24 protein-coding genes are annotated in these 25,402 nt (G+C 71.2%); 1 reads left to right on the top strand and 23 read right to left on the bottom strand.

All coding sequences use genetic code 11. From position 1 onward, the window contains the following. Window positions 1-94 precede the first annotated feature (94 nt). From AC3EO4_RS08770 to AC3EO4_RS08735, 8 genes are read right to left on the bottom strand one after another with little or no spacing between them, the layout of a single operon-like run. On the bottom strand, window positions 95-2,083 hold the full coding sequence (locus AC3EO4_RS08770; protein WP_431894744.1) for a S9 family peptidase: 1,989 nt from the start codon (window positions 2,081-2,083) through the stop codon (window positions 95-97). 39 nt (window positions 2,084-2,122) lie between these two features. Beyond that, window positions 2,123-3,109 (bottom strand): ABC transporter ATP-binding protein, encoded by a 987-nt coding sequence (locus tag AC3EO4_RS08765; RefSeq protein WP_379577534.1) that lies wholly within the window; start codon window positions 3,107-3,109, stop codon window positions 2,123-2,125. Then, window positions 3,106-3,837, bottom strand: coding sequence for an ABC transporter ATP-binding protein (locus AC3EO4_RS08760; RefSeq protein ID WP_379577532.1), 732 nt, complete (start codon window positions 3,835-3,837; stop codon window positions 3,106-3,108). The genes AC3EO4_RS08765 and AC3EO4_RS08760 overlap by 4 nt, the downstream gene beginning before the upstream one ends. After that, window positions 3,834-4,712: an ABC transporter permease gene (locus tag AC3EO4_RS08755; RefSeq protein WP_379577530.1), complete on the bottom strand. Its 879-nt coding sequence runs from the start codon at window positions 4,710-4,712 to the stop codon at window positions 3,834-3,836. The genes AC3EO4_RS08760 and AC3EO4_RS08755 overlap by 4 nt, the downstream gene beginning before the upstream one ends. Further along, window positions 4,709-5,677 (bottom strand): ABC transporter permease, encoded by a 969-nt coding sequence (locus AC3EO4_RS08750; protein WP_379577528.1) that lies wholly within the window; start codon window positions 5,675-5,677, stop codon window positions 4,709-4,711. The genes AC3EO4_RS08755 and AC3EO4_RS08750 overlap by 4 nt, the downstream gene beginning before the upstream one ends. Window position 5,678: 1 nt before the next feature. After that, window positions 5,679-7,331, bottom strand: a complete 1,653-nt coding sequence (locus AC3EO4_RS08745; RefSeq protein WP_431894740.1) for an ABC transporter substrate-binding protein — start codon at window positions 7,329-7,331, stop codon at window positions 5,679-5,681. Between the two features lie 25 nt (window positions 7,332-7,356). Further along, entirely contained in the window at window positions 7,357-8,937 is a 1,581-nt protein-coding gene (locus AC3EO4_RS08740; protein WP_431894738.1) for a hydantoinase/oxoprolinase N-terminal domain-containing protein, read from the bottom strand. Next, entirely contained in the window at window positions 8,924-9,997 is a 1,074-nt protein-coding gene (locus tag AC3EO4_RS08735; protein WP_431894736.1) for an S-methyl thiohydantoin desulfurase family protein, read from the bottom strand. The genes AC3EO4_RS08740 and AC3EO4_RS08735 overlap by 14 nt, the downstream gene beginning before the upstream one ends. 76 nt (window positions 9,998-10,073) lie before the next feature. Here AC3EO4_RS08735 and AC3EO4_RS08730 point away from each other — a divergent pair, with 76 nt between their 5' ends. Further along, window positions 10,074-11,570, top strand: coding sequence for a PucR family transcriptional regulator (locus AC3EO4_RS08730; protein WP_379577522.1), 1,497 nt, complete (start codon window positions 10,074-10,076; stop codon window positions 11,568-11,570). A gap of 6 nt (window positions 11,571-11,576) precedes the next feature. Here the strand turns inward: AC3EO4_RS08730 and AC3EO4_RS08725 are convergent, their stop codons facing one another. The 15 genes from AC3EO4_RS08725 to AC3EO4_RS08655 form a co-directional block, all read right to left on the bottom strand. Next, complete coding sequence (locus AC3EO4_RS08725; protein WP_431894734.1) at window positions 11,577-13,067, bottom strand: amidohydrolase; 1,491 nt, start codon at window positions 13,065-13,067, stop codon at window positions 11,577-11,579. Continuing rightward, window positions 13,064-13,684 carry an FMN-binding negative transcriptional regulator gene (locus tag AC3EO4_RS08720; RefSeq protein ID WP_379577518.1) on the bottom strand — a complete coding sequence of 207 codons (621 nt, stop codon included), beginning with the start codon at window positions 13,682-13,684 and terminating at the stop codon, window positions 13,064-13,066. The genes AC3EO4_RS08725 and AC3EO4_RS08720 overlap by 4 nt, the downstream gene beginning before the upstream one ends. Window positions 13,685-13,785: 101 nt before the next feature. Further along, on the bottom strand, window positions 13,786-14,049 hold the full coding sequence (locus tag AC3EO4_RS08715; protein ID WP_431894732.1) for a styrene oxide isomerase: 264 nt from the start codon (window positions 14,047-14,049) through the stop codon (window positions 13,786-13,788). A gap of 2 nt (window positions 14,050-14,051) precedes the next feature. After that, window positions 14,052-14,411 (bottom strand): hypothetical protein, encoded by a 360-nt coding sequence (locus tag AC3EO4_RS08710; protein ID WP_431894731.1) that lies wholly within the window; start codon window positions 14,409-14,411, stop codon window positions 14,052-14,054. Window positions 14,412-14,584: 173 nt separating this feature from the next. Next, window positions 14,585-14,962, bottom strand: coding sequence for an STAS domain-containing protein (locus AC3EO4_RS08705; protein WP_431894729.1), 378 nt, complete (start codon window positions 14,960-14,962; stop codon window positions 14,585-14,587). Then, window positions 14,959-16,185, bottom strand: a complete 1,227-nt coding sequence (locus AC3EO4_RS08700; protein ID WP_431894728.1) for a SpoIIE family protein phosphatase — start codon at window positions 16,183-16,185, stop codon at window positions 14,959-14,961. The genes AC3EO4_RS08705 and AC3EO4_RS08700 overlap by 4 nt, the downstream gene beginning before the upstream one ends. Continuing rightward, window positions 16,182-16,961, bottom strand: coding sequence for an alpha/beta fold hydrolase (locus AC3EO4_RS08695; RefSeq protein ID WP_431894726.1), 780 nt, complete (start codon window positions 16,959-16,961; stop codon window positions 16,182-16,184). The genes AC3EO4_RS08700 and AC3EO4_RS08695 overlap by 4 nt, the downstream gene beginning before the upstream one ends. Window positions 16,962-17,130: 169 nt before the next feature. Further along, window positions 17,131-17,874 (bottom strand): SDR family NAD(P)-dependent oxidoreductase, encoded by a 744-nt coding sequence (locus AC3EO4_RS08690; RefSeq protein WP_379577506.1) that lies wholly within the window; start codon window positions 17,872-17,874, stop codon window positions 17,131-17,133. A 123-nt stretch (window positions 17,875-17,997) separates the two neighbouring features. Continuing rightward, on the bottom strand, window positions 17,998-18,948 hold the full coding sequence (locus tag AC3EO4_RS08685) for a carbohydrate kinase family protein (protein ID WP_431894724.1): 951 nt from the start codon (window positions 18,946-18,948) through the stop codon (window positions 17,998-18,000). Window positions 18,949-18,978: 30 nt separating this feature from the next. Then, window positions 18,979-20,100 carry an ABC transporter ATP-binding protein gene (locus AC3EO4_RS08680; RefSeq protein WP_379577502.1) on the bottom strand — a complete coding sequence of 374 codons (1,122 nt, stop codon included), beginning with the start codon at window positions 20,098-20,100 and terminating at the stop codon, window positions 18,979-18,981. 10 nt (window positions 20,101-20,110) lie between these two features. Next, complete coding sequence (locus AC3EO4_RS08675) at window positions 20,111-20,950, bottom strand: DeoR/GlpR family DNA-binding transcription regulator (RefSeq protein ID WP_431894722.1); 840 nt, start codon at window positions 20,948-20,950, stop codon at window positions 20,111-20,113. Window positions 20,951-20,954: 4 nt separating this feature from the next. Then, the gene (locus tag AC3EO4_RS08670) at window positions 20,955-21,968 is read right to left on the bottom strand and encodes an NAD(P)-dependent alcohol dehydrogenase (protein WP_431894720.1); all 1,014 of its coding nucleotides are present in this window, start codon (window positions 21,966-21,968) and stop codon (window positions 20,955-20,957) included. A gap of 10 nt (window positions 21,969-21,978) precedes the next feature. Then, entirely contained in the window at window positions 21,979-22,887 is a 909-nt protein-coding gene (locus AC3EO4_RS08665) for a carbohydrate ABC transporter permease (protein ID WP_379577496.1), read from the bottom strand. Continuing rightward, a complete protein-coding gene (locus AC3EO4_RS08660; protein WP_379577494.1) occupies window positions 22,884-23,819 on the bottom strand; it encodes a carbohydrate ABC transporter permease in 936 nt (311 codons plus the stop codon). The genes AC3EO4_RS08665 and AC3EO4_RS08660 overlap by 4 nt, the downstream gene beginning before the upstream one ends. Continuing rightward, entirely contained in the window at window positions 23,820-25,295 is a 1,476-nt protein-coding gene (locus AC3EO4_RS08655; protein ID WP_431894718.1) for an extracellular solute-binding protein, read from the bottom strand. Window positions 25,296-25,402: the final 107 nt, after the last annotated feature.

Raw genomic sequence — 25,402 nt, 5'->3', positions numbered from 1 at the left:
CTTCGGCCGGTCAGCGGGGCCGCCGTGACCGCGGTGGCGGTCGTGGCCTCAGCCGGTCAGCGGGGCCGCCGTGACCGCGGTGGCGGTCGTGGCTTCAGCCGGTCAGCGGGGCCGCCGTGCCGTCATCCGGTCGTCCTCCCGTCCTGGTGTGCTCCGTCACCCAGTCGATGATCCGGCGGCTGTAGTCGGCCCGGTGGGACGGTCTGCCGTCCACGATGAACTGGTGGGAGGCGCCGGGGTAGAGCACCATCCTGGCGCGCACGCCCTTGACCCGCAGCGCCGTGAACCACGCCTCGGCCTGCCCGACAGGGCACCGCTCGTCGTGAACGGCGTGCAGGACCAGCGTCGGGGTGGTGACGTGCTCGACGCGCTCGAACGGCGACTGGGACCTGACCAGGCCACGGTCCTCGTGCGGGTGCGCGCCGAACTCCAGCGCGGCGAAGACGCGGCTCAGGTCGGAGGTGCCCGAGGCGCTCACCAGGTCCGCCATCATGCCGGCGACCACGGCGGCGGCGAACCTGTCCGTCCTGGTGGTGAGGTGGCCGGTGAGGAACCCGCCATAGCTGTAGCCGCAGACCGCCAGCCGCTCGGGGTCGGCGATCCCCTCGGCCACCAGCCGGTCGACGGGGTCGAGCAGGTCGCCTTCGTCGCCGTGGCCCCACCGGTGGAGGTTGGCGGTGTAGAAGTCCTCGCCGTAGCCGTCGCTGGCACGCGGGTTGAGCAGGAGCACCGACCAGCCGAGTCCGGTGAGGATCTGGTGGTAGGGGTTGGCGGGTTCGAGCGCGGGCCCCCACGACAGGTGCGGTCCCCCGTGGACGTCGACGAGCAGCGGACCCGGCGTGGTGGCCGCGGGATCGCGCAGCAGCCAGCCGTGCACCGTCTTCCCATCGGCGGTGGTGAACTCGCGCTCCTGCGGCGCCGTGAACGCGACGTCGGGAAGGGACGTCGCGGTGTGCCGGGTGAGTGGCCTGGGTTCACCGCCCGCCAGGTCGACGGCGGCAAGCTCGCCGTACGACGTGGGTGTCATCACCAGCGCGGCGGCTCGGCCCACGCCTGCGGCGACCGACAGACCCGACACCACCCAGCCGGGGGTGGCCAGGAACGGTTTCGGTGAGCCGCCCGCGAGCTCGACGGCGTAGACGTGGGTGCTGCCCCTGTCGTTCACACCGAACAAGACGGTCGTGCCGTCGGAAGAGAACTGCGGGAAGGCCCCGTACCACCCGCCCTGGCCCGGCCTGACGTTGCGGTCGAGCGAGGCGGACAGCTCGACGGCCTCTCCGCCGTCCAGCGGCACCAGGAACAGTCCCAGGTGTCCGATGCGCACCGTGGGTGCGCTCACGACGACGAGCGCGTCCCCGCCGGGCGTCCACGTCACGGCGTCCACGAGAGCGCCCGCCGGGCCGACCGGCCGTGGCGGGGATCCCGCGGCGTCGACGACGTAGGCGGCCGAGGCCAGCGTGAGGTCCGCGTCGGGCCCCTGCGCGGCCGCGTAGGCGAGCCGGGTCCCGTTCGGCGACCAGGCAGGCTCGCCGGTGTCCCCGTCGCCGTCGGTGATCCGGCTCACCTCGCCGGTGGCCAGGTCGAGGACGTGCAGGTGCAGGCGCACCCCCCGGCGCAGGCCCACGCCGTCGGCCTTGAAGCCGAGCCGTTCGATGACCACCGGCGCCGCCGTCCCGTCCCCGGACTCACCGGCCGACAGGTCGACGGGCGCGGTGAAGGCGATGCGCGTGCCGTCCGGGCTCCAGATCGGGCGGCCCGCGCCGAGCGCCAGGTCCGTCGCCGGCCGAGGCTCGCCGCCGCCCATGGGCAGCGTCCAGATCTGCGCGGGCCCCTCACCCGCCCGCAGGAACGCGAGCGTGCCGCCGTCGGGCGACCAGGCGGGCGAGGTGTCGGCCGGCCCGTTGGTGAGCGGTACGGCCGGCCCGCCCTCCCACGGCACCAGCCAGATCGCGCGACGGTCTGCGTCGGCTGCCTTGTCGACGGTGCGCAGCACGTAGGCGACCCGCTCACCGTCGGGGGAGATGGCCGGCTCGCGAGGCAGGGCGAGGGAGTACAGGTCGTCGATGCCCAGCGGGCGGACCATGGTGTGACTCTTTCTGTCGGCGGTGGTGGGATGACGCGCTCACGAGAGCTGGAGCGAACAGGCCGCCCAGTGGCCCGGACCGTGCTCGTGGACGCGCGGCTCGTCCTCCGCGCACGACGGCACGCCGACGGGGCAGCGGGGGTGGAAGCGGCAGCCCGAGGGGATCGCGGCGGGGTCAGGGGCCTCGCCCGCCTTGATCTCGGGCCTTCTGCGCAAGCGGGGGTCGGCCTGAGGGATGGCGGAGACGAGCGCCTTGGTGTACGGGTGGACGGGGTGGCCTATCACGTCGGCGGCGGGCCCTTCCTCGACGATCCGGCCGAGGTACATGACCGCGATCCTGTCGGCGTGCCGGGCCGCGACGGACAGATCATGGGTGATCATGAGGATGCCGAGGCCGGAGCGGCGCAGCCCGTCGAGGAGGGCGAGGACGCCGTCGCGGACGTCGACGTCCAGCATCGAGACGGGCTCGTCGGCGATCAGCAGGTCGGGTTCGGGCGCGAGCGCGGCGGCGATCGCCACCCGCTGCCGCTGGCCGCCGGACAGCTGGTGGGGGAAGCGGTCGAGAAACCGTTCCGCCGGTGCCAGGCCCGCGCGCTCCAGGGCGGCGACGACGCGGGTGTCCCGCTCCTCCTGCGTGGCGCCGATCCGGTGGACGGCCAGCGGCTCGGCCACCGTGCGCCGGACGCGGAAGCGGGGGTCGAGCGACTCGTAGGGATCCTGGTAGATCATCTGCATCTGGCGCCTGATCGACTTCAGCTCCCCGTGCCCCAGCCGGGTGATGTCCCGTCCGCGGAACCTGACGGCCCCCGCCGCGGGCTCGGCCATCCGCATCAGGGTCTGCGCGGTGGTCGTCTTGCCGGAGCCTGACTCGCCGACCAGTGCCACCAGCTCGCCCTCGCCGACGCTGAACGAGATTCCGTCAACGGCTCTGACGACCCGTCTCGGCACCCCGCGCACGGTCTCGACCAGCCCGCGGGGCAGCGGGAACCGCGTGACCAGCCCCTCGATCTCCAGCAGCGGCGTCACGTCAACACCTCCTCGACCGCGCCGAGCCGTTCTATCCGGCCCGTGCGCATGACGGCGATCCGATCGCAGACCTGGGCCACGACCGGCAGGTCGTGCGAGACGAACACGACGGCGAGCCCGAGCTCATGGCGCAGCCGCTCGATCAGCTCCAGCACCTGCGCCTGCACGATCACGTCGAGCGCGGTGGTCGGCTCGTCGGCGAGCAGGATCTTGGGGTCACAGGCCAGCGCCATCGCGATCGCGGCGCGCTGCCGCATGCCGCCGGAGAACTCGTGCGGGTATCGACCGGCGCGGCCAGGCGCGATGCCCACGAGTTCGAGCAGCTCGCCAACCCTGCGTTCGGCGGCCTTCCTGGTGACCGTCCCGTGCAGCAGCATCGGTTCGGCGATCTGCCTGCCGATCGTGGCGACCGGGCTGAAGGCGTTCATCGCACCCTGGAAGACCATCGCGATGTCCTTCCACCGGTGCGGGCGGACGCTGTCCTCGCCGTGGGCGAGCAGGTTCTCGCCCTCGAGCAGGACCTCGCCGCTCACCGTCGCCGTCGGCGGCAGCAACCCCATCAGCGCGAGGATCGCGGTCGTCTTGCCCGATCCCGAGCCGCCCACCAGACCCAGCCCTTCGCCGCGCTCGACGGCGAAGCTCACCCCTCGCAGGGCGTGCATGCGGTCGCCGCGCTCCAGGTCGAACCACACGTGCAGGTCACGGACGTCGAGCAGCGGGGAGTTCACGGCTTCACCCTGAACGTCCGCACCGACAGGTGACCGCCGCGCAGCCTCGGGTTGAGCCGCTCCTCCAGCGCCCTGCCGACGAGGGTGCAGGACACGATCAGCACACCGACGGCCAGCCCCGGCGGGACGACGGCCCACCACGCCCCTCGGGAGAGGGCCTGGCCGTCGAAGGCGTTCTGAATCAGCCGGCCCCACGAGACCGCCGTCGGGTCGCCGAGGCCGAGGAAGGCGATCGCGGTCTCGGTGAGGATCGCGTTGCCGACCGCGAAGATGGTCAGCGTCGACAGCAGCGGCACGGTCTGCGGCAGCACGTGATGGAGGATGACGCGCAGGCTGCCGGCGCCGATCGAGCGGGCCCGCTTGACGTAGACGCGTTCTCTGATGCCGCGCGCCTGCGTCCTGACCACCCGCGCGGTCCTGGTCCACGACAGCAGCCCGATGATCAGGATCACGCTGGTCAGACTCCTTCCCCACACCGCCGCCACGATGAGCAGCAGTGGGATGTCGGGGATCACTAGCAGGTAGTCGGTGATCCGCATGGTGATCGCGTCGACGCGACCGCCGAAGTATCCGGCGACCAGGCCGATCGCGCCGCCGATCACCATGGCGATGAGGGCCGCGCTGAAGCCCACGAGCAGCGAGGTCCGCGCGCCCCAGAGCAGCAGCGTGGTCATGTCGGCGCCGGCGTCGTCGAGACCGAGCAGGTGCTCGGGCGAGGGCGGCTGGTAGACGGCGCCCGCCTTCTCCCAGATGTCGTAGGGCGCGATCTGCGGGGCGAGCAGGGCGAACAGCACGATGAGGGCGAGGGTGACCGTACCGACCGCGCCGCCCGGCTGGGCACGCGCGGCGCGCAACGCCGCGTTGACGGCGCTCATGCCGTGACCCTCGGGTCGAGCCGCTGGTGCAGCAGATCGGAGATCAGGTTGGCAAGCACGATCGCGACCGTCAGCAGCAGGAAGCCGCCCTGCAGCATCGGGTAGTCCCTGTTGCGCACCGCCTGGTAGAGCTCTAGGCCGATGCCGGGATAGGAGAACACCGTCTCCACCAGCAGCGCCCCGGCGACCAGGTAGCCGGCGTTGAGGCAGATGAGCGTCACGACGGGCGGCAGCGAGTTGCGCAGCGCGTACCTGTTCATGATCCGCCAGCTCGGCAGGCCCTTGGCCCTGGCGGTGAGGATGAAGTCCTCGCCGAGCGAGTCCAGCAGGGAGGAGCGCACGATGAGCGCCCAGATGCCCCACCAGACCAGGCCGATCGCGGCGGCGGGAAGGATCATGTGGGCGCTCCTGTCGGCGACCATGTCCCACCACGAAGGGTCACGGAAGCGGAGGTAGGGGTCGGAGACGCCGACGGCCGGGAGGACGTCGCCGAACAGCAGGAGCAGCACCAGGGCCACCCACTGGATGGGCAGCGCCGACAGAAACAGCGAGGCGGACACGGGCGCCCAGTCGGCGGCGGTACCTCTGCGCCAGGCCGACACGATGCCCGTCAGCAGACCGAGGAGCAGTCCGGCGGTCATGCCGGCCAGCACCATCGGCAGGGTGTTCAGCAGCGGGGTCGCCAGTTGGTCCCAGACCGGCTGGCGCGTCTGGAAGGACGTGCCCAGATCCCCCCTGAGCAGCCCTTGCAGGTAGAGAAGGTACTGCTCGGGGAGAGATCTGTTCAGCCCCAGCTCCTCTCTGAGGTGCTCGCGGAACGAGGCGCTGCAGGTGCTGCAGGCCTCGTACTGCGAGGAGGCGTCGCCAGGCGCCAGCCTGAAGATGACGAAGTTGATCGTCGCGGCGATCCACACCGTCACCAGGGCGAAGCCGAGGCGCCTGACGACGTGCTCGCTGCGGCTCACCTCAGCCCTCGTTCCTGCGAGCCCGGGTCCAGAGGTCGGCGCCGTAGCGAAGCGGCTCGATTCCCGCCCACTTGGCGGAGATGACGTGAACGCCGTCGGGATGGTAGAGCGGCAACGTCGCCCTGGCGTCGCGCAGCACCATCTGCTGCATCTGGGCGATCATCGTCTTGCGCTCCGCCACGTCGAGCGTGACCCTCTGCTGAGCGTAGAGCTTGTCGTACTTCGGGTCGCAGTAGCCGGCGAAATTCGTGCTTCCCCACGCGTCGCACATGTAGATCCGCAACGACAGGCTGGGGTCGGGCTCCAGGTAGCTCCAGTAGGAGAACGCCAGGTCGAAGTCGAGGTACTTGCCGTCCGGGGCGGCGACCGTGGCCGTGTACTCCTCGGTGATCTCCGGCTTCAGCGCGATGCCGACGGCCTTCAGGTTCTTCTGCAGGATTTCGGCCACCCTGCCGAGCTCCCACACCACCAACTCGTACTCCATGCGGGAGCCGTCCTTGGCGACCCTGATCCCGTCGGCGCCGCGCTTGTGGCCGAGCTCGTCGAGGATCGCGTTGGCACGAACGGGGTCGAAGGCGTCGGCGGCGATCGTGCCGGGAACGTAGGAGTCCTGGGAGGGCACGAGGATACTGCGTCCCGGCTGACCGAAGCCGTTGAGCTCGACCTCGATGAGTTCCTTGCGGTCGATGGCCAGCGACATGGCCTCGCGGACCTTGACGTCCTTGAGCTCGGGATGGTCCTTCTTCTTCGGGTTGGTGTTGATGTTCAGCATGGCCACCGCCTGCGCGGGGGTCCGCTGGATGGTGACGCCCTTGGATCCCTCGACCGACTTGGCGATCGCGGGGCCGTCGGTGTAGCCCCACGCGAGGGTGTCGCCCGACTTGAGCGCCCGCGCGAGCCCCTCCGCGTTCTCGAAGACCTCCAGGCCGACCGCGTCGACCTTGGGCGGCTCGCCGTAGTAGCCTTTGTTCGGTTCGAAGATCGTTGTGCCGTTGGGATTGAACTCGGTGACCGTGAAGGGGCCACCGGACACCATGGGGAGCTTGTCCTCGGGGTGGAAGCTCATCAGGTCCTTGCCGCCGTTGCCCGTGTGACTCGACCACACGTGCTTGGGCAGGACGCTGAAGTAGGCGAGGGAGCTGAGCGCGGTCGGAGGCAGGGGGTCGGCGTAGGTGACGACGAACGTGTCGGGGTCGGGCGCGGCCACGGACTTCACGCCGTCGAGGGCGGAGGCGACGAGTCCCGCGGCGCCGTCCTTGTGCTTGAGGATGATCTCTGCGGTCCACAGCGCGTCATCCGAGGTCAGCGGCTTGCCATCGGACCAGGCTCCCTTCTTCAGCTTGAAGGTGTAGGTCCGCCCGTCGGACGAGGCCGTCCAGCTCTCCGCCCAGGCAGGTTTCACGTCGGCGCCGTTGAGCTGGATCAGGGACGGGTAGACCATCTGGCGGGCGAGCCAGGAGCCGAACAGGTTGGTGGCCATCGGGTTGAGCGACTCCAGGCGGCCCAGGTCGCCGGTGACGCCGACCCTCAGCACGCCGCCCGTGGCGGCCTGGAGGGGCCCCTGGTCGGCACTCTGACAGGCGACCGTCAGCGTCGCGAGGACGGCGATCGTACCGATCGCGCGGGTGGGTCCCCGCCGCAGCCGTGTGAGCATGATGTTCCTCCTGCAGTACGGGCCGCTACCACGCGGCCAGCGGCCCAGCCGCCTTGACGTTGATCCGGATCATGGGTTCGAGGAGATAGGACAGAGGGGTCTCGGTGATCTCCACGACGCTGACGGACTCGGGGTCGGCCCCCGCCTGTACGGCCCTGCGGACCGCCATGTCGCACGCCTCGTCGACGGCGGCGCGCCGCCCGTCACCGGCGGGCGTGAGCGTCTCCCATCGCCCGCTGGCCAGCGCGATGGCCGCGCCGACGGCGTTGGCGACGTCGGCGTGTTCGGGCCGCAGCACCTCGGCCGCGCCCGCCACCACGTCGGGGATGAGGAAGGCGCCACCGCCGACCGCGACCAGAGGCCTGTCGGTCCTGCCGAGCGACATCCGCTCGACGGCGGCGCTGATCATCGCGTCGGATTCGACGAGCGCCGCGTCGAGCAGCGCTCTGGTCTTGGCCGAGCGCTGCGCGGGGGTGACCCGGCCGACCTCACCCCGGCCGGCGAGTACGGCGGCGTCGGTCAGCGTCGGCGTGCGCCCGCCGAACACCAGGCCCTCGGTGGCGATGCGGTAGCCGACCGAGGCGGGTCCGACCTCAGGCGACTCCTTCGTGCCCGCGACGATCGTGCCGCCGCCGACGGCGACGCTCAGGATGTCGGGCATCCGGAAGTTCGTCCTGATGCCGCCGATGTCGACCGCGAGCGCGGACTCGCGGGGGAAGCCGCGCACCAGCACGCCGAAGTCGGTCGACGTGCCGCCCACGTCGGCGACGATCGCCTCCTCGACCCCTGCGAGGAAGGCGGCGCCGCGGATGGAGTTGGCGGGTCCCGAGCCGATGGTCAGGACCGGGTAGCGCGCGGCGTAGTCCAGCGACATCAGCGTGCCGTCGTTCTGGGCGAAGAAGGCGGCGGCGTCCAGGCCGCGGTCGGCCAGGACCGCGGTGAGCGCGTTGGTGACGTCGCCCGCCGCGCCGTACAGAGCGGCGTTCAGCACGGTGGCGTTCTCGCGCTCGATCAGGCCGAGCGCCCCGATCTCGTGGCTCATCGAGACGGGCAGGTCCGGGCTGAGCTCGGCGGCGACCATCGCGGCGACGGCGAGTTCCTGGTCGGCGACCGCGGGGCTGAACACTCCCGTCACCGCCACCGCGTCGACCCGTCCGGCCACCGAGCCGAGGAAGCGGCGCACGCCCGCCTCGTCGAGCGGGGCGATGGGCCATCCGTCGACGAAGTGCCCGCCCTCGACGATGACGGACCCTGCGACGACGGCCTCGGCGAGGTCGGCGGGCCAGGTCGTGAGCGGCGGGACCGCGGTCGTGGCGGGCGCGCCGATGCGGATGACGGCCACCCTGCCGAGGCCCCTGCGCTGCAGGATGGCGTTCGTGGCGTGGGTCGTGCCGAGCATGACCCTGCCGACGCGGCCGCTGTCGTCGCCGAGCTGGGCCAGCACGTCGGCCAGCGCGGCGCGCATGCCGCCCGCGACGTCGACGCTCGTGGGCCGCTTGGTCCAGGCGAGGATCTTGTCAGACCTGTCGAGGACGACGGCGTCGGTGTTGGTGCCGCCGACGTCCACTCCCACCTTCAGGTCACGCGAGAAATCAGCGGCCGACATGGGCGAGCTCCTCCACGGGGCGATAGGCGATGTCGTAACCGAACGCGGCGGGGCCGGCGATCTCAAGGCCGCGGGGCGTGCGCCAGAGAGGGTCGCACGACCAGGCCAGGACGCTGACCCGCTGGCCGAAGCGGAGCATCTCGGTGGAGATGGCACCCGCGGTCTGCGTGTCGACGATCGTGATCAGGTCCGGCACGCTGGCGAGGATCTCACCGTCTTCCAGGGCCAGCAGGTTCTCGTTCTGCAGCTCGACCCTGAGCATCCGCCCGCGGCAGCTGTCGGTGCCCTGCACCACGACCGAGCCGTGGACGAAGCCGCCGCCCGTGCGCCGCTCGACATCGACGATCTTCCCGTGGATCAGTTCGCGGGCCCCGAGGCAGTCGCGAAGCGCCGCCAGCGGGTCAGTCGCGCCCTCCACGCTGCGGCCGATGTCCATGGCCGCCGAGACGCTGCCCTCGATCAGCCCGCCGCGGGCCTGCCCCGCCGTCATGACGTAGCTGGACAGCAACGAGGACGCGCCGCTCGCGACGCAGACCGCGCGGGCCAGCCGTTCGGCCCACACCGCGCTCACCGGGCGCAGAGTGGCGACGTTGCCCACCACGTCGGACATCACGACGAGGTCGAGAGGGAGTCCCGCGACGTTCATGGAGACCATCTGGACTTCGGGAAAGGCCCTGCCCATACCGTCGGCGTCGAGCAGCGGCAGTCCGACCTGCGCCGCCCACGCGACGGGTTCGACCCCGTTGCTGCCGCCGATCTCCGCAGGCATGATCGCGGCCGGCCGCCGACCGAGGATCCGCTCGATCTCCTCGCACAGCCGCTGGGGCTGTTCGAGGCTCATGAGCATCTCGTGTCCGACCGTGGGGGCGCCGATCCCGGACAGCGGGACGATCAGGTCGTCATCGCCGAGTTCGTCCAAGCGCACCACGGGGACGGGTCCGTGTCGCCGGATGGCCTGCATCGCGCTGGGGATGGCGGTCTCGACGGCACCGCCGCCCCCTGTCCCCAGCACGGCACATCCGCGAGCGAGCGCGGGCAGTTCTGCCTCGTTCAGCTGCATGCCGACGACTATGCGCGGTGCCGGTTCGTGAAGCCAATATGACCAGAAGCCAACAGTATGCGGTCATACTGTGGCGATGACACAAACGCCGCCGACAGTGGCCGACCTGCTGGCGCATCCGGTGCGCTTCGGGCTCACCCTGCTCGCGGGGCCCGGGGCGGGCCGTCCCATCGAGAAGGTCACCGCCGTGAGCACCCTTCCCGGGGTGGTGCACGCGGCCGAGGGCAGCCTGGTGGTGATCCTGGAGCCGCCCGGCTCGGCGCTGACCGGCTACGAGGCGGACGTGGCGATCAGGCACGCGGCCGACAGGGGGCTGGTGGCGCTCGTCCTGACCGGGCCCGTGCGGTTGCCGGTGACCTCGCAACACCTGGCGAAGCGGGCCCAGGTTCCGGTGCTGGGCTCCGAGACGGCGCAGGACGGCGCCGAGCTGCTGCTGCGGATCGACCGCTACGCGCGCGGCGGCGCGTCAGACGCGCTGGCCAGGGCGGCCGCGGCCATCGAGGCGGCCCAGAACGCGGCGGACGCGGCCTCCGACGACCCCGTCGCGGCCGTGCTCGCCGCCGCGGGCGACGCGCTCGGATGCACTGTCGACCTGCTGGAGTACGCGCCGACGGCCCCGAACTCCCCTGGCGCGGTCGTGATCGGCGACCAGGCGGTCGCCGAGGTGGTCGCGGGCACGCACGACGAGGCCGCCCACGTGGCGCTTCCCGCCGTGGCCGCGGTGGTGTCCAGGGTGCGGCAGAACGAGCTCAACCGGCGCTTCGCCGCGACGATGACCAGGGCGGAGCTGATCGTGCAGATCGCCCTGGCGGAGCGGGCCCAGCTCCCGCAGCTCAGCGCGCAGGCGCAGCGGGCCGGGCTGCCCGTCCAGCAGACGCACGTCGTGGCCTGGGTGCGCGTGGAGGCGGCCGAGGGCGCGCCCGCGGGCCTGTTCCAGCAGCGGCAGCTGCTGGCCGCGCTGGAGCTGGCGGCGCTGCAGGCGCTGGACGGCCGCCCCGGCATGTGGCACGTGGCGAGCTTCAGCGGCGACCTGATCGTGGTCTTCACCGATCCGGTCGCGGGCGCGCACCTCTACGGGCGGGTCAGGCAGGAGATGCAGGCGCTGCTTGCCACCCTGGCCGAGCGCGGGGACGCGCTCGTCACGGTCGGGATGGGCACGCCCCAGGCCGGGCCCGACGGCATCAGGCAGTCGGCGGCCGAGGCCAGGGTGGCGGCCGACTCGGCGGCGGTCAGGGGCAGGAGGGGGACGATCGCCGACACCGACGCCAGCGGGCTACGGCGCATCCTCGCCGACCTCTACTCCTCGCCGCTGTCTCGCGGCCTGCTGGCCGAACTGCTGGCGCCCCTGGACGCGCTGGGTCCCGAACGGTCCTGGATCGGCGTCGTCACGCTCTCGGCGTTCCTCGACTCCCAGGGCTCGCCCACCAAGACCGGGCGAGCCCTGCACCTGCACGCGAACGCCGTGTCCTACCGGCTGCGCTGGATCACCGAGGCGCTGGACGCCGACCTCGACGACCCCGACGTGAGGTTCGCCCTCCAGATGGCCTGCAGGGTCAGGCTGCTGGGAGCGTGAGCGGGGTCAGATCCCTTCGCGCCAGGTCCACCGGCCCGCGAGCATGGTGGCGGCGACGGGCATCCGTCTGAGCAGGTCGGTCGAGGCGGTGTAGAGGTCGGCGTCGAGCACGACCAGGTCGGCCGGATCCCCCACGGCGGGCGTGACCCGGCCGGTGCGGGTGGAGGCGGCCAGGGCGGCCGCCACCGGGATGGCCTGCTCCTCGTGCCACGGCTTCCTGCCGTCCCTGCTCCTGTCGACGGCCGCGGCCAGCGAGATCCACGGGTCGAGCGGGGCGACGGGGGCGTCGGAGCCGAGGGCCAGTCCGGCTCCCGCGGACAGCAGCGCGCCGAAGGGGAAGGCCCTGCCGGTCCTGCCTGCCCAGTGATGATCGGCCACGTCCCTGTCGTCCATCGCGTGCTCGGGCTGGACGCTGGCGACCACGCCGAGCTCGGCGAACCTGGGCAGATCGGAGTCGCTGAGCAGCTGCGCGTGCTCGATGGTGCCGTGCGCGCCGAGCTCCTCGAACGCGTCCAGGGCGAGGGTGTTGGCGTGGTCGCCGATCGCGTGGACCGCCGGGCGCAGGCCGTTCGACCAGGCCCTGCGCATCAGCGGGATGAGGTCGTGCGGCGGCACGAGCAGCATGCCGCGCGGGTGCTCGGCGTTCTCGAGCCCCGGGTAGGGGTCGTGGCAGTAGGCGGTACGGGTGTTGAGCGATCCGTCGGTGATCACCTTGAACGGGCCCATCTCGACCAGCCCGCCGGTCCCCGGGATGACATCGCCGGTGCGCAGCCCTCTGGCGATCGCCTCCTCCAACCGGCCCGGCCAGACGCCGCACGCCACCCTCAGCGAGACGGTGCCCGCGCGCACCCTGCGCACCCACGCGTCGAGGTGCCAGGGCGCCTCCAGCTCGACCACGCCGACGACGCCGCGGGCGGCGGCCGCCGTGGCGGCCTCGTCGGCCCAGGCGTCCAGCAGATGCTCGGGGAGCCTGGCGACGTCCTCGCCCACTGCCTGCCACTCGGTCTCACGCAGGATGCCGGTGGGGTGACCGGCGTGGCCGTACTTCTCCGCCGCGGCGGCGTTGACCCAGCAGCAGTGCAGATCCCCGCTGACCAGCACGATCGGCACGTCCGTCGGGGCGGCGGCGTCCAGCAGGTCGCGATGCGGCCTGTCGGGCCACATCGCGTCCCTGAATCCGTAGCCGACCAGCGGCAGGCCGGGCTCGGGCGGCCTGGTCCTCAGTCTCTCGGCCACCAGGCTCGCCGCCTCGGCCGCCGACGTGGCGGACGACAGGTCGAGCCGTTGCCTGGCCAGGGTCCACTGGTCGAAGTGGACGTGGTGGTCCCACAGTCCCGGCACGACGGTGCGGCCCTCGACGTCGAGGACGTTCCAGCCGCTCTCGGGCGTGATCCGCTCCTCGACTCGCGCCACCCGGCCCTCGCCGAGCAGGATGTCGACCGGCGTCGCCGCCTGGCCGAGCCTGGCCGAGCGCAGCAGCGTCCATCCGTCGTTCATCGGCTCTCCCCGGAGGTCAGGACCTGGCGCATGTGCCTGGCGAGCTCGGGGTTGCGATAGCCGGCGTCGGTCTCCAGCGCCTGAATGATGCGCCACGCGATCTCGGCAGGCTTGTCCTGGCTGAGTTTGGCCTTGGCCAGCACGCGGGTCGGTCGCAGCCGGAACCCGGTCACACCGCGCGCGACCTTGCGCCCGTGATCGTCCTCGACCCTGAACGGCGTGGGCCGCACGCTCTCGTACCGGTCGACGGTGTCGGTGAGCACCCGGTAGGTCTCGGCGGCGTCGAGCGGTTCGGGGCGGCCGTAGAGGTGCGCGACCAGGTAGTTGTAGGTGGGTACGGCGGGCCCGCCGCCGCCGTACCATCCGGGCGAGATGTAGCCGTGCGGACCCGCGATGATCAGCAGGACCTCGTGCTCGCCGAGCTCATGCGCCTCGTCGTCGGGCCTGCCGAGATGGCCGACGATCGAGAGCGCAGGGCCTTCCTCGACCAGAACCGGCAGGTGGGAGCCGACGAGGCCGCGCGGCGTGCCGCTGAGGAGCGTCGCCCACGGATTGTCCTGGACGAGGGCCCTGATCCTCTCCTTGTCGTCGAGCAGGTAGTCACTGTTGTGTCGCACGGTCACATCCGTAGGTCTGGGTCCACATGACCACGACTATCTCCCGCCTCCGAACGTCGGCCAAGATGGTCATGGCACAACGCACCCGCTTCCGGTTGTGGTCAGGCCACAATCATGGTCGGACTCCTCGCCCCGGGTCGGCGAGCCAGCGCCGGCATCGGAACGGACGGCACTGCCGCGCCGATGGCGATGAGCATGGTCCCCATCATGAGCAGCTCGAGGTGCCGCTGCCGCACTCTGCGAGGATCGCGCAGGCCGCGACGGATCCGCTCGGCCCGAGGCGTGCGGGTGATGTAGACCATGAACCAGCCCGTCAGCACCCCGCAGGTCAGCTCGACGACGCCTATCTTGACCAGCGACGGCATGGTCAGCCCTCCACGTTGGCGAAGAAGTCACGGACGTGATCGAGCACGTCGAAGCCGTTGTGCGCGGCCCCTGGCACGACGTCGAGCCGTACCGGAATGCCTGCCGCCTCGAAGCTGCGGCGCAGGCTCTGGATGCGGTCGAGCCTGGTGGCGCCGGCCGCGTCGGCGCCCTCGACCCACAGCGGGTCCTTCTCGGTCACGGTGAGGGTGCAGGTAGAGGAAGCGGTGGGCGAACTGTCCGCCTCCGGGAAGCCGTGCATCATCATCCGCGGACCCGCCAGCCGGTACTTGGCGGCGACCTCGTCGACCATCGACAGCAGGATCCGGTCGAACCTGCTCGGGGCGGATGAGCGTGGCGTCATACTGGCCCGACCGCACGCCGTTGAGCCGGGTGTCGTCCTCGTTGACGAACGACATCTCCAGGCCCGCTCATCCCCGCCACGTTGCGGCCTCGCCTGTCGAGCACGCGTGCCGTCCCCGAGCACGCCGCACGCGGGTGAGGTCGAGGCGACGCGATCTCCTGCCGTGCGGTTGATCACTGGCGGTGGTCGCGGTGCCGGTGGGCGGTGCGAGTCCACTCCTCGGACGCGGCCTGGGCGGTGGGGTAGGCGGACAGGACCCGGTCGAGGCCGATCAGGCGCAAGACGCGGGCGACCTGGGCGGGCACGGCGGCCATCGCGATGGTCGCGTCCGCGGCCGTGGCGTGGTTGCGGGCGGCGACGAAGGCGGCGATGCCGCTGGAGTCGCAGAACGTGAGCCCCGACAGGTCGATGATGAGCAGTTGGCCCGCCGTCAGAGGGATGTCCGCCAGCGTCCGGCGGACCTCGGGAGCGGTGTGGTGGTCCAGCCTTCCGGCGAGTTCGAACACGACGCCGCTGTCGACGCCTCGCACGGTGCTGGTCAGGCCGGTCATGGTGGGTCTTCCGCGGGCAGGGGCACGCCGAGCGCCAGGATGGCGGTGTCGTCGTCCAGACCGTTGCCGAAGCCGTCGACGAGGTCGGCCAGCGCGCTGATGGCCCCGGCCGCGGTGGTGGGGGCGAGGCGCGTGGCGAAGGCGCGCAGGGCTTCGTCTCCGTACCGCTCGCCGCCGGCCCCCGTACGGGCCTCGGTCAGCCCGTCGGTGTACAGCAGAAGGGTGTCACCGGGCGCCAGGCGGATCGTCCTGGTGGTGAACGTGGCGCCGGGCAGGATGCCGATGAGCATGCCGTTCGTGGTGGGCTGGTAGTCGGCGGTGCCGTCGGCGCTCAGCAGCAGGCACGGGGGATGGCCGCCGCCGGCCAGCGTGACGGAGAAGGCGTCGCCGTCCGGGGTGAGGATGCCGAAGATGGCGGTGCAGTAGTGGGGGTTGTCGGCGCTGTACTCGCTGTGCAGGGCGGCGTTGAGGGTGTCCAGTACGGTGTCCGGGTCGGGATCGTAGGCGGCGGCGGCACGAAGGGTGTAGCGGATCAGGGAGGTCACCGCCGCGGCCTCGGCGCCCTTGCCGCACACGTCGCCCAGGAAGAAGCCCCACCGGTCGCGGGTGAGCGGGAACAGATCGTAGAAGTCGCCGCCGACCTCGTCGCGAGAGGCGATGTGGTAGTGGGCGACGGCCTCCAGCCCGGGCACGTCCGGCAGCGAGGGGGGCAGCAGGCTGCGCTGCAGCGTGGTGACCAGGCGCTGGAGCCGCTCGCGTTCGCGCTCGGCCTCGTGTCGCGCGCGCAGCAGTTCCCGCTCGTATGCGCGGCGGTCGGAGGCGTCGAAGATCGTGGTGCGGATGAGCTGGGGCTGTCCGTCGGTGCCGGTCTTGACCGTGGAGGTGACCAGGACCGGCAGGCTGGTGCCGTCGGCGGCCCGCAGTTCCAGGGCCACACCGCCGATCTCGCCCTGCATGGCCAGCAAGGGCGCGAAGTGGGTCTCGTGGTAGAGCCTGCCGCCGACGGTGAGCAGGTCGGCGAACGACCGGCGGCCGACCAGCTCCTCGCGGGTGTAGCCGAGCCAGGTCAGCAGCGTGGCGTTGACCTTGGCGATCCGGCCGTCCAGGAGCGTGGACAGGTAGCCGCAGGGCGCGTTGTCGTACAGGTCCTCGGCGCTGTCCTCCAGCAGCGAGGCGAACATGGCCGCCTCGCCAGGACCGTCGCCGGGGTCGTGCCCGTTCATGTCCGACGATCGCCGGCGGCGAAGGAGGCGATCGCCTCGCTGGTGGCCTCCGGGGCGCTGAGTTGCGGGCAGTGGCCGGTCGCGGGCAGCGTGATCAGGTGGCTTCCCCTGATCCGGGCATGGACGAACCTGCCGACCTCGGGGGGAGCGATCACGTCGTGGGCGCAGTCGAGAACCAGCGTGGGCACGCGCACGTGGGCGAGGTCGGCGCGATTGTCGGACAGGAACGTCGCGCGGGCGAAGGCACTGGCGATCCGCGGGTCGGTCCGGCAGAAACTGTTGGTGAGCTCCTCGCCGAGCTCGGGGCGGTCCGGATTGCCCATGATCACCGGGGCCATGGCAGCCGACCAGCCGAGGTAGTTGCTGTCCAGCGACTCCAGCAGCTCCTCGATGTCGGCCCGGCTGAACCCACCCCGGTAGCCGTCGTCGTCGATGTAGCAGGGCGAGGGAACCAGCAGCACCAGCTTCGCGAACCGCTCCGGCTCCCGGATGGCCGCGAGCACCCCGATCATCGCGCTGACCGAGTGCCCCACGAACACCACCTGTGACAGCTCCAGCTCCCGGCAGATCCGCAGCACGTCGTCGGCGTAGCCGTCCAGGGTGGCGTACCGCTCCTCCTGCCAGGCCGACAGGTCCGACCGGCCAGACCCCACATGATCGAACAACACCACCCGGAAGTCCCGGGCCAGCGACGGTGCCACCAGGCGCCACAGGTTCTGGTCGCAGCCGAAGCCATGGGACAGCATCACCGTCGGCCCGTCCGCCCGCCCGGTCACCACCACATGATTTCTGGCATTGACTCCCATACTGCCCATATCACCTCATTCTCCCACCGTCCATGTCCGGGGCGGGGGAAGGCCGGAAGCAGGCGGCCGCGTTCCACGCTGGACCCGCGGCCGCGGATCCCGATCCGGCCGCGCGCCCGCGCCGGATCGGGGCGGGGCGTCAGGCGGTGACGCCGCCGTCCACCGCGATGGAGGCGCCCGTGATGTACCGGCCTCCCTCGCCGGCCAGGTGGGCGACGGTCGAGGCGATGTCCGCCGGCTGCCCGTAGTGTCCGAGGGCGGTGTAGGCGCTCTGAGCGTCGGCGCCCGGCCCGTCCGCCGGGTTCATGTCCGTGTCGATCGGGCCGGGGTGGATCACGTTGGCGGTGATGCCACGCGGGCCCAGGTCGCGGGCGAGCCCCTTGGTCAGCCCGGTGAGGGCGGTCTTGCTCAAGGCGTAGAGGGTGACGCCGGGGAAGGGCGTACGCCCGGCCAGGCAGCTGCCGATGTTGATGATCCGCCCGCCTTCGGTCATGTGCCCTGCCGCGATCTGGGCGGCGATGAACGGCGCGCGCACGTTGACGGCGAGCACCCGGTCGAAGTCCTCGGGCCGCACGTCCTGAAGAGGACCGAAGGGGAACACAGCCGCGTTGTTGACCAGGACGTCCAACCGGCCGAACTCGGCTGCCACCCGGCTCACCGTGTCCGTCACGGCCTCGGGGTCGCCGGCGTCCGCCTGGAAGGCCACGGCGCGGCGTCCCAGCGCCTCGACCCGCTTCACGACGGCGCGGGCCTGGTCATGGCTGTGCTGGTAGGTCACCGCCACGTCCGCACCGTCCTCGGCCAGCCGGAGCGCGACGGCCTCGCCGATACCGCGGCTGCCGCCGGTCACCAGCGCCGCCTTGCCGTTCAAAACCGCAGTCATGCCGGGCTCCTGTCCTGAGTGAGCTTCAAGGGAGAGGCGACTTCCGCCCTCCACGCCTCCCTTGAACCCCGCTCCGCTTCACCCGGTTGCACGAGAGCGCCACGACCGGAGGGCTCCACCCCGTCAATGGCCTGACCAGCGGGCGGGCTCCGCGTCCATCTCGTGTCGCCAGGGCGGTTCGGCGCCCACGCGGGTGCAGGTGAGGGCGGCGACGCGCTGGGCGTAGGTGAGCGCCGCGGTCAGCGTGTCGACAGGAATGGTGGCGAGCCGGTCCCTGGCCAGCCTGTCGTCCCGGAAGAGGGCGGCCAGCAGGCCGGACATGAACGCGTCCCCCGCGCCGACGGTGTCGGCGACCCGCACCTGCCGCGCGGGCAGGTCGATCGGCCCATCGGGGCCGAGCGCGTGGACGCCCGCGGCCCCGCGGGTCACGACGACGAGGGCGGGTCCGCGCTCCCGCCAGCGGGCCGCGACGGTCTCGACCGGCTCGCTGGGCGTAAGCCATGCGAGGTCGTCGGAACTCACCTTGACCAGGTCCACCAGCCCGATCCAGCGATCCAGCCGCGCGCGCAGGAGGGCGGGATCGCGGGCGAGCCGAGGTCTCAGGTTCGGGTCGAGGGTGAGCGTGCGCCGCGCTCGCTCCCGCAGCAGCAGCGACTCCAGGGTGTCGCCCATGGCCGGTACGGCCAGCGCGAGCGACCCGCTCACGTGCACGCAGCAGGCACTGCCGGGCAGTTCAGGCGGCAGTTGGTCAGGCCTCCAGGCGCCGTCGGCGCTGCCTTCGACGTAGAAGGCGTACTCGGCCGCGCCCTGGGCGCCGAGCGTGACGACGGCCAGTGTCGTCGGCTCGTCGGCGCGGACGGCGATGCTCAGATCGACGCGCGAGTCCGTCAGGTGCGCGCGCAGGAGCCGGCCGAACCCGTCGTCCGCGATCCGGGCGAGCAGCGCGACCTCGACGCCGAGCCGGCCGAGACCGGCGGCGACGTTGGCCGGGCTCCCTCCGGGCCTGGCGGCGTAGCTCTCGCCGTCCTGCCGCGGGACCAGGTCGACCAGAGCCTCACCACAGGACACGATCATGTGCTGGGCTCCCTGTCGTGGTGGCGGCGGTCAGGTGGACAGCCGCTGGCCGGTGACCGCGGAGAACAGCCGTTCCTTGCCGGGCTGGATGCGCAGCCGGACCTGCTCGCCCTTGGCCGGGGGCGCGTTGGGGTCGACGCGTGCGATGACCGTCTGGTCGCGCAGCGCCGGGTCGGTCGTGCCGGCGTACTGGCCGTAGAGGAAGGCGTCCGAGCCGAGTTCCTCGACCACCGTGACGGTGATCGGGAAGGTCGAGCCGTCCGTGCCGGCGTCTCCCTCGCCGACCACGTCGACGCCCTCGGGCCGGAAGCCGAGGATGACGCGGTCGCTGCCCTCCTCCTTGAGCGCCTTGAGCGTCTCGCGGCTCAGCCGGACGCGCATGTCGCCGAGGACGGCCTCGTCGCCTTCGACCCGGTACTCGGCCAGGTTCATCGACGGCGAGCCGATGAAGCCGGCGACGAACACGTTGGCCGGGTGCTGGTAGAGCCGCAACGGCGTGTCGACCTGCTGAAGGATCCCGTCCTTGAGGACGGCCACCCTGTCGCCCATCGTCATGGCCTCGACCTGGTCGTGGGTCACGTAGACCGTCGTCACCCCGAGCCTGCGCTGGAGAGCGGCGATCTGGGTGCGGGTCTGCACTCTCAGCTTGGCGTCCAGGTTGGACAGCGGCTCGTCCATGAGGAACACCTTCGGCTCGCGCACGATCGCCCGGCCCATGGCCACGCGTTGCCGCTGCCCGCCGGACAGGGCCTTGGGCTTGCGGTCGAGGAACTCCTCGAGGTCCAGCAGGCGGGCGGCCTCACGTACCCGCCGGTCGCGCTCCTCCTTGGGCGCCTTCATCACCCGCAGGGCGAAGCCCATGTTGTCGGCCACCGACATGTGCGGGTAGAGCGCGTAGTTCTGGAACACCATCGCGATGTCCCTGTCGCGCGGCGGCAGGTGGGTGACGTCGCGCTCGCCGATGCTGATGTGCCCGCCGTCGACTCGCTCGAGGCCCGCGAGCATGCGCAGGGAGGTGGACTTCCCGCAGCCGGACGGACCCACGAGGACCAGGAACTCGCCGTCGGTGATGTCGAGGTCGAGGGCGTCCACCGCGGGCCGTGCGGATCCGGGGTAGACGCGGGTCGCCTCGTCGTAGAGAACTCTGGCCATCGGTTTCTCCTCACGAGTTGGCTGGAAGCGGTTCTGTGACGGCGGCCGTCGGCCGGCCGTCGTGGACGGAGACGAGAAGCAGTCGGGCACCCAGCTTGCGCAGGGTTCGCTCCTCGTCCTGCGGGACACCCTGATCAGTGATCACGGTGTCGTAGGCGCTGACGTCGCGGTGACTGAAGGGGGCGTGGCGGCCGAATTTGGAGGAGTCGACGAGCAGCAGACGCCGCTGGGCCGCGTCGAGCATCGCCTCCTTCACCGCGGCGTAGCCCTGAACCGGGTGGTAGAGCCGGCCGCCGGTGACCGCCACCGCCGACATGAGCGCGAGGTCGGCGTGGACGCGCTGCAGGGCGCGTGACACCTCTGGTCCGATCGTGGAGTCGAAGGCGCCCTGGTAGTCGCCGCCGAGCAGGATCGCGTCGCTGTGCTCGGTGGCGGCGACGATGCGGGCGATCTCCACAGAGTTCGTGATCACCGTGTAGCTGCCGCGCTCGTCGAGGCGCTGGGCCAGCGGGAACAGCGTGGTCGAGTCGTCCATGAGGATCACTCCCCTGGGCGGCAGTTCGCGCAGGGCGGCCTCGGCTATGGCCTCCTTCTCCGCCAGGCGCGCGTACCTGCGCACCTCGGGGGAGACCTCCACCAGGACGGCCGCGACGGTGGCCACCTGTCCGCGGGACTTGCGCAGCAGCGCACGGCCGACGAGGGCGTCCAGGTCCCGATGCATGGTCATCAGGCTGACGTCGAACTCCTCCGCGAGCTCCGCGATTCCCATCCGTCCCGCCTCCGTGACACGGGCGAGCACCGCCCGCCGCCTCTGCTCGAGGCCGGCGGTCGTGGTGCGCGCCCTGGCCATGTCTTCACTCCTGCGGCCGGACGACTGCCTTGACCAGTTCGGGATCGCGGGCGCCCGCCGTGAGCGCCTTCTCGACCTCGGCCAGGCCGTAGTGACCGGTGACCAGGGCGTCCAGTTCGACTCTTCCCGAGGCGGCCAGCGCGATGGCCTGTGGCCAGGTGTTGGCGTAGCGGAACGTGCCCGTCACCTCGAGTTCGCGCGTCTGCACATGGGACAGCGGCAGCGGGATCTCGTCCCCGCCCATACCGATGAGGACGACCCGCCCCGCCCGTCCCACCGCGCGGACGGCCTCTCCGATCGCCGCCGGATGGCCCGAGCATTCGAGCAGAACGTCCGGCTCGAACCCGGCGTCCCGCAGGCCGCTCTCGCGAACGTCGAGGGTCTCGCTCGCGCCCAGGCCGCGGGCCATCGCCAGCCGGGCGGGATTGACGTCGGTGACCAGGACGTCAGTCGCGCCGAAGGCGAGCGCGGACTGCAGGCACAGCAGCCCGATCGGGCCGGCGCCGGTGACGAGCACGCGGGTGCCGGGCCCGACCCTGGCCTTCCTGCAGGCCCACACGCCCACCGACAGCGGTTCGATCAGGGCGGCGGCGTCATCGGAGACGGAGTCGGGCACCGGGTAGGCGAACTCCTCGTGCACGACGACGTACTCGCAGAAGGCGCCGTCGATCGGAGGCGTGCCGAAGAAGCGCATCCGCGGGCACAGGTTGTACCGGCCCGCCCTGCACTCGGGGCAGGTGAAGTCGGGCACCCCTGGCTCCAGCGAGACACGTTGCCCGGGGTGGTGGCGGCCGGCTCCGGGCCCGGTGGCCACCACCGTCCCCGACGGCTCGTGGCCGAGCACCAGCGGCGAGGTCACCACGAAGTCGCCGATCCGCCCGTGTTCGTAGTAGTGCACGTCGGAGCCGCACGTCCCCACTGAGGAGACCTGCACGAGCACCTCCCGGGGACCCGGCTCCGGCCGGGGCCGCTCCTCCAGCAGGACCCTGCCTACGGCGTGCAGTACGGCCGCGCGCATGGCTTTCCTCCTATTCGCCGGTGACGGCGCCGAGGGTGAGTCCGGTGACCAGCCAGCGGCGCACGGCGAGCCCCGCGAGCATCATCGGCACGACCACGATCGTGCCGATCGCGGTGAGCTGCCCCCAGTCGACGCCCGTCTGGGTGACCAGCTGGGAGGCGGCGATGGGCAGCGTCTGGGAGTTCGGTCCGGAGAACACCACGGCGAACGCGTAGTCGTTCCAGGCGAACACGAGACACAGGACGAAGGTGGTCACCAGCCCCGACTTCGTCAGCGGGAGCACGACCGTGCGGAAGGCCTGCCACCGGGTGCAGCCGGCGACGAGCGCGGACTCCTCCAGCGACGGCGGCACCTCGGCGAAGAACGCGCTCATCAGCCAGATGGCGAACGGCAGGTTGAAGGTCAGGTAGGCCAGCACCAACCCGGGAATCGAGTCGATCAGGCCGATCCCGCGGAAGATGATGAACAGCGGGACCACGACCGCCGCGATGGGCGCCATGCGGGTCGAGATGATCCAGAAGGCCAGGTGCCGCTTGCCGCGCATCTGGGTCCTGGCCAGGCCGTACCCAGCGAGCGCTCCCAGGCCGACCGCGAGCACCGCGGAGATCCCGGCGGCGAGCACGCTGTGCAGGATGTACGGCCAGAGGTTGTTGGAGCCGGTGAACAGGTTGCGGTAGTTGTCCAGGGTCGGTGCGAACACGAACTGCGGCGTGGGCGCGGTGACGTCCGTCGGGTTCTTGAACGACGACAGCAGCATCCACGCCAGCGGGATCAGCGTCCATAGCATGGCCACGACGAGGAGCAGCGCCACCACCCACCGGGTGCTCTTGGTGCTCGCCTCGAGCGGCGACTGCGGCACCCCGCGAGGGGCGGCGGTGACCGCCCCGCCGTTCGTCTGCGCGACCTGTGCGGTGCTCATCGGGTCAACCCCCTGACGTCCAGCAGGCGCACGAAGGTGCGGGCGATGAAGATCGAGAAGGCCAGCATCGCCAGGCCGATGGCGGCGGCGTAGCCGAGGTCGAAGAAGCGGAACGCCGTCTCGTACAGCCGGACCGGGACGATCTTGGTCGCGTCCGCGGGGCCGCCGTTGGTGGTGACCCAGATGATGTCGAAGTAGCGGATGGCGTCCATCGAGCGGATCAGCAGCGCGACGAGCAGCACGTTGGAGATCGCAGGGAAGATGATGTAGCGCAGGGTCATCCACCCTGGGGCGCCGTCGACGGCGGCGGCCTCCCGCACCGACTGCGGCACGCTCGACAGTCCCGCGAGCGTGATGAGGGCGATCAGCGGAGTCCACTCCCAGACGTCCATCAGCACGACGGCGGCGAAGGCGCTGATGGGACTGCCGAGGATGTCGCCGGTGTAGCCGAGGGAGCGCAGCACCCACGCGTACAGCCCGAAGGTCGAGTCGGTGAGGTAGCGGCCCAGCAGCCCGACGATCGAGGGCGCGGCGAACATCGGCAGCAGCAGCAGGCTGAGCAGGATGTTCCGGCCGTGCAGCACCCGGAACAGGCACAGCGCGATGCCCACGCCCAGAGCCATCTCCAGACCGACGGTGAGGACGAAGTAGACGATCGTGCGAAGCCATGACATCCACATGTCCGCGTCGGTGAAGAAGCGCACCCAGTTGGTCAGGCCCACCAGGTCGAGCCGGACTCCGCCGAGCAGCCGGACATGGGAGAAGCTCATCGCGATGAGGGCGAGGAACGGCACGATCGACAGCGCGGCCAGCAGGAGCAGGCCGGGTGACATCATCTTGCCCTCGAAGCCGATGCGCGGCTCCCTGGGAGCGGTGGCCTTCGGCTGCCTCGGCCGGTCGATCGCCGATGAGTAGTCCGCGGCGTGCGTCATCTAGGCCACCCACCCTCGGGCCACGATCTGGTCCACCCGTGACTTGATCGAACGCATCGCCTCCTCCGGAGAGGCTCCTCCGGTGAGCATGCGCGACAGCTGGGTGAAGATCGCGGTGTTGCACTCGTTCCACATCGGGATCTTCGGCCGCAGGCCGATCCTGTCGGCCTGCCATGCCTCGCGAACGGCGGCGGCCGTGAGCATGTTGGGCATCGGCGAAGGCCGTTTCTCGGCCGCGCGCACCTCCGGGAGCTCGTACACCGAGGTACGCGTGGGAGTGCCGCCGCCGGCCTTGCTCTTGAGGTTGGCCAGCTGCGTGCCCGGCGAGGTGGCCCACACCAGGAACAGCCAGGCCGCGCCGCGCTCGTGGGGCAGCGTGTTCGCGCTGATCCCCAGGCCCGTGCCGCCGTACATGTTGGCCGTGCTGACCGGTCCCCTGGGCAGCGCGGAGTAGCTGACCTTGCCGGGCATGACCTGCTCGTTGCTGGCCGCGAACTCATGCCAGTTCGGGCACATCGCCAGCCGGCCGCCGCGGAAGGCGGCGCCCACGCCGTCCCAGTCCCACGTCGTGGAAGCGGGATCGGCGATGCTGAGCAGCCGCTGGTAGAACTCGGCGCCCGCGATCGCGGCGGCGGAGTCGAGGCGGCACGGCCCGGGGTCGCGAGAGCCCAGCCGTCCCACCTGCTTGCCGTTGTCGAAGTAGTCCCCGCCGTAGGACCACAGCACGTTGCTGAAGTCGTTCATCAGGGAGTCGTGCTGGCGGGCCTGGTGGCCGGTGCCGTACCTGACGTCCGAGGTCGCGTTCTTGTTGAACCACTGGGCGATCCCGAAGTACTCCTCCCACGTCCGCGCACTGCTCGGGGTGGGGTCGAATCCGAGGTCGTCGGCCATGCGGTCGCGGTACTTGTCGAACAGGTCGCGCCGGTACTGCCAGATCATCGTCGGCGCGTCGTACGGCAGGGCGTAGACCGCCTGAGGATCGACGAACCGGCCGGCGGCGTCCATCTGGGCGGGGATGAAGTCCGCCACGCCGCCGGGCAGGTCGGGCAGGTTCGGGTCGGCCTGCAACGTCCGCAGGTCCACCAGCCCCCGCTGGTACGGCGCGAGCACCTGGTAGGGGTCGGCGTAGATCACCTGATACTGCGCGCGTCCCGAGGCCAGGTCCAGGGCGACTCGCTGGACCAGCGCGGTCAGCTCCAGGGTGACGATCCTGACCTCGATGCCCGTCAGATCGCTGAACGGGCGGGTGTTCGCGGCGATGGCCGCGGTCGGAGCGGTGTTCTCCGAGATGAAGTTCAGCGTGGCGCCCTGGAACTGGCGCCACTGGTCGCCGGCGGCCGTTCGGGGCGCGTCTTCGCGTGATCCACAGGAGCTCACGCCCCCGGACACGGCGAGCGCCGCCCCTGCGGCCAGCGCGCCACGAAGGACGGCACGCCTACTCGGCTCGGGCGGATAGCGGTCCACTGTCCACTTCACCCCCGTACTCCAGCAGGTAAGGGCATTGAGGCCGGTTTACTCCGCGTAAAAAGGGTGTGTAAACATATATGTGAGAAAATCTCGCAATAAATATGATATTTTGACTC

The organism is Nonomuraea sp. bgisy101 (assembly GCF_057708945.1).
The sequence above is the reverse complement of the archived record's forward strand: the minus strand, read 5'-3'. Positions and strand labels throughout refer to the sequence as shown.

What these genes read in the sequence shown, in the direction of transcription:
- AC3EO4_RS08740 (WP_431894738.1), bottom strand. Translation starts at nt 8,937, where the DNA reads ATGTCGGCCGCTGATTTCTCGCGTGACCTGAAGGTGGGAGTGGACGTC.
- AC3EO4_RS08770 (WP_431894744.1), bottom strand. Translation starts at nt 2,083, where the DNA reads ATGGTCCGCCCGCTGGGCATCGACGACCTGTACTCCCTCGCCCTGCCT.
- AC3EO4_RS08685 (WP_431894724.1), bottom strand. Translation starts at nt 18,948, where the DNA reads ATGATCGTGTCCTGTGGTGAGGCTCTGGTCGACCTGGTCCCGCGGCAG.
- AC3EO4_RS08735 (WP_431894736.1), bottom strand. Translation starts at nt 9,997, where the DNA reads ATGCAGCTGAACGAGGCAGAACTGCCCGCGCTCGCTCGCGGATGTGCC.
- AC3EO4_RS08680 (WP_379577502.1), bottom strand. Translation starts at nt 20,100, where the DNA reads ATGGCCAGAGTTCTCTACGACGAGGCGACCCGCGTCTACCCCGGATCC.
- AC3EO4_RS08705 (WP_431894729.1), bottom strand. Translation starts at nt 14,962, where the DNA reads ATGACCGGCCTGACCAGCACCGTGCGAGGCGTCGACAGCGGCGTCGTG.
- AC3EO4_RS08730 (WP_379577522.1), top strand. Translation starts at nt 10,074, where the DNA reads ATGACACAAACGCCGCCGACAGTGGCCGACCTGCTGGCGCATCCGGTG.
- AC3EO4_RS08675 (WP_431894722.1), bottom strand. Translation starts at nt 20,950, where the DNA reads ATGGCCAGGGCGCGCACCACGACCGCCGGCCTCGAGCAGAGGCGGCGG.
- AC3EO4_RS08660 (WP_379577494.1), bottom strand. Translation starts at nt 23,819, where the DNA reads ATGACGCACGCCGCGGACTACTCATCGGCGATCGACCGGCCGAGGCAG.
- AC3EO4_RS08670 (WP_431894720.1), bottom strand. Translation starts at nt 21,968, where the DNA reads ATGCGCGCGGCCGTACTGCACGCCGTAGGCAGGGTCCTGCTGGAGGAG.
- AC3EO4_RS08665 (WP_379577496.1), bottom strand. Translation starts at nt 22,887, where the DNA reads ATGAGCACCGCACAGGTCGCGCAGACGAACGGCGGGGCGGTCACCGCC.
- AC3EO4_RS08700 (WP_431894728.1), bottom strand. Translation starts at nt 16,185, where the DNA reads ATGAACGGGCACGACCCCGGCGACGGTCCTGGCGAGGCGGCCATGTTC.
- AC3EO4_RS08725 (WP_431894734.1), bottom strand. Translation starts at nt 13,067, where the DNA reads ATGAACGACGGATGGACGCTGCTGCGCTCGGCCAGGCTCGGCCAGGCG.
- AC3EO4_RS08745 (WP_431894740.1), bottom strand. Translation starts at nt 7,331, where the DNA reads ATGCTCACACGGCTGCGGCGGGGACCCACCCGCGCGATCGGTACGATC.
- AC3EO4_RS08715 (WP_431894732.1), bottom strand. Translation starts at nt 14,049, where the DNA reads ATGCCGTCGCTGGTCAAGATAGGCGTCGTCGAGCTGACCTGCGGGGTG.
- AC3EO4_RS08710 (WP_431894731.1), bottom strand. Translation starts at nt 14,411, where the DNA reads ATGACGCCACGCTCATCCGCCCCGAGCAGGTTCGACCGGATCCTGCTG.
- AC3EO4_RS08690 (WP_379577506.1), bottom strand. Translation starts at nt 17,874, where the DNA reads ATGACTGCGGTTTTGAACGGCAAGGCGGCGCTGGTGACCGGCGGCAGC.
- AC3EO4_RS08755 (WP_379577530.1), bottom strand. Translation starts at nt 4,712, where the DNA reads ATGAGCGCCGTCAACGCGGCGTTGCGCGCCGCGCGTGCCCAGCCGGGC.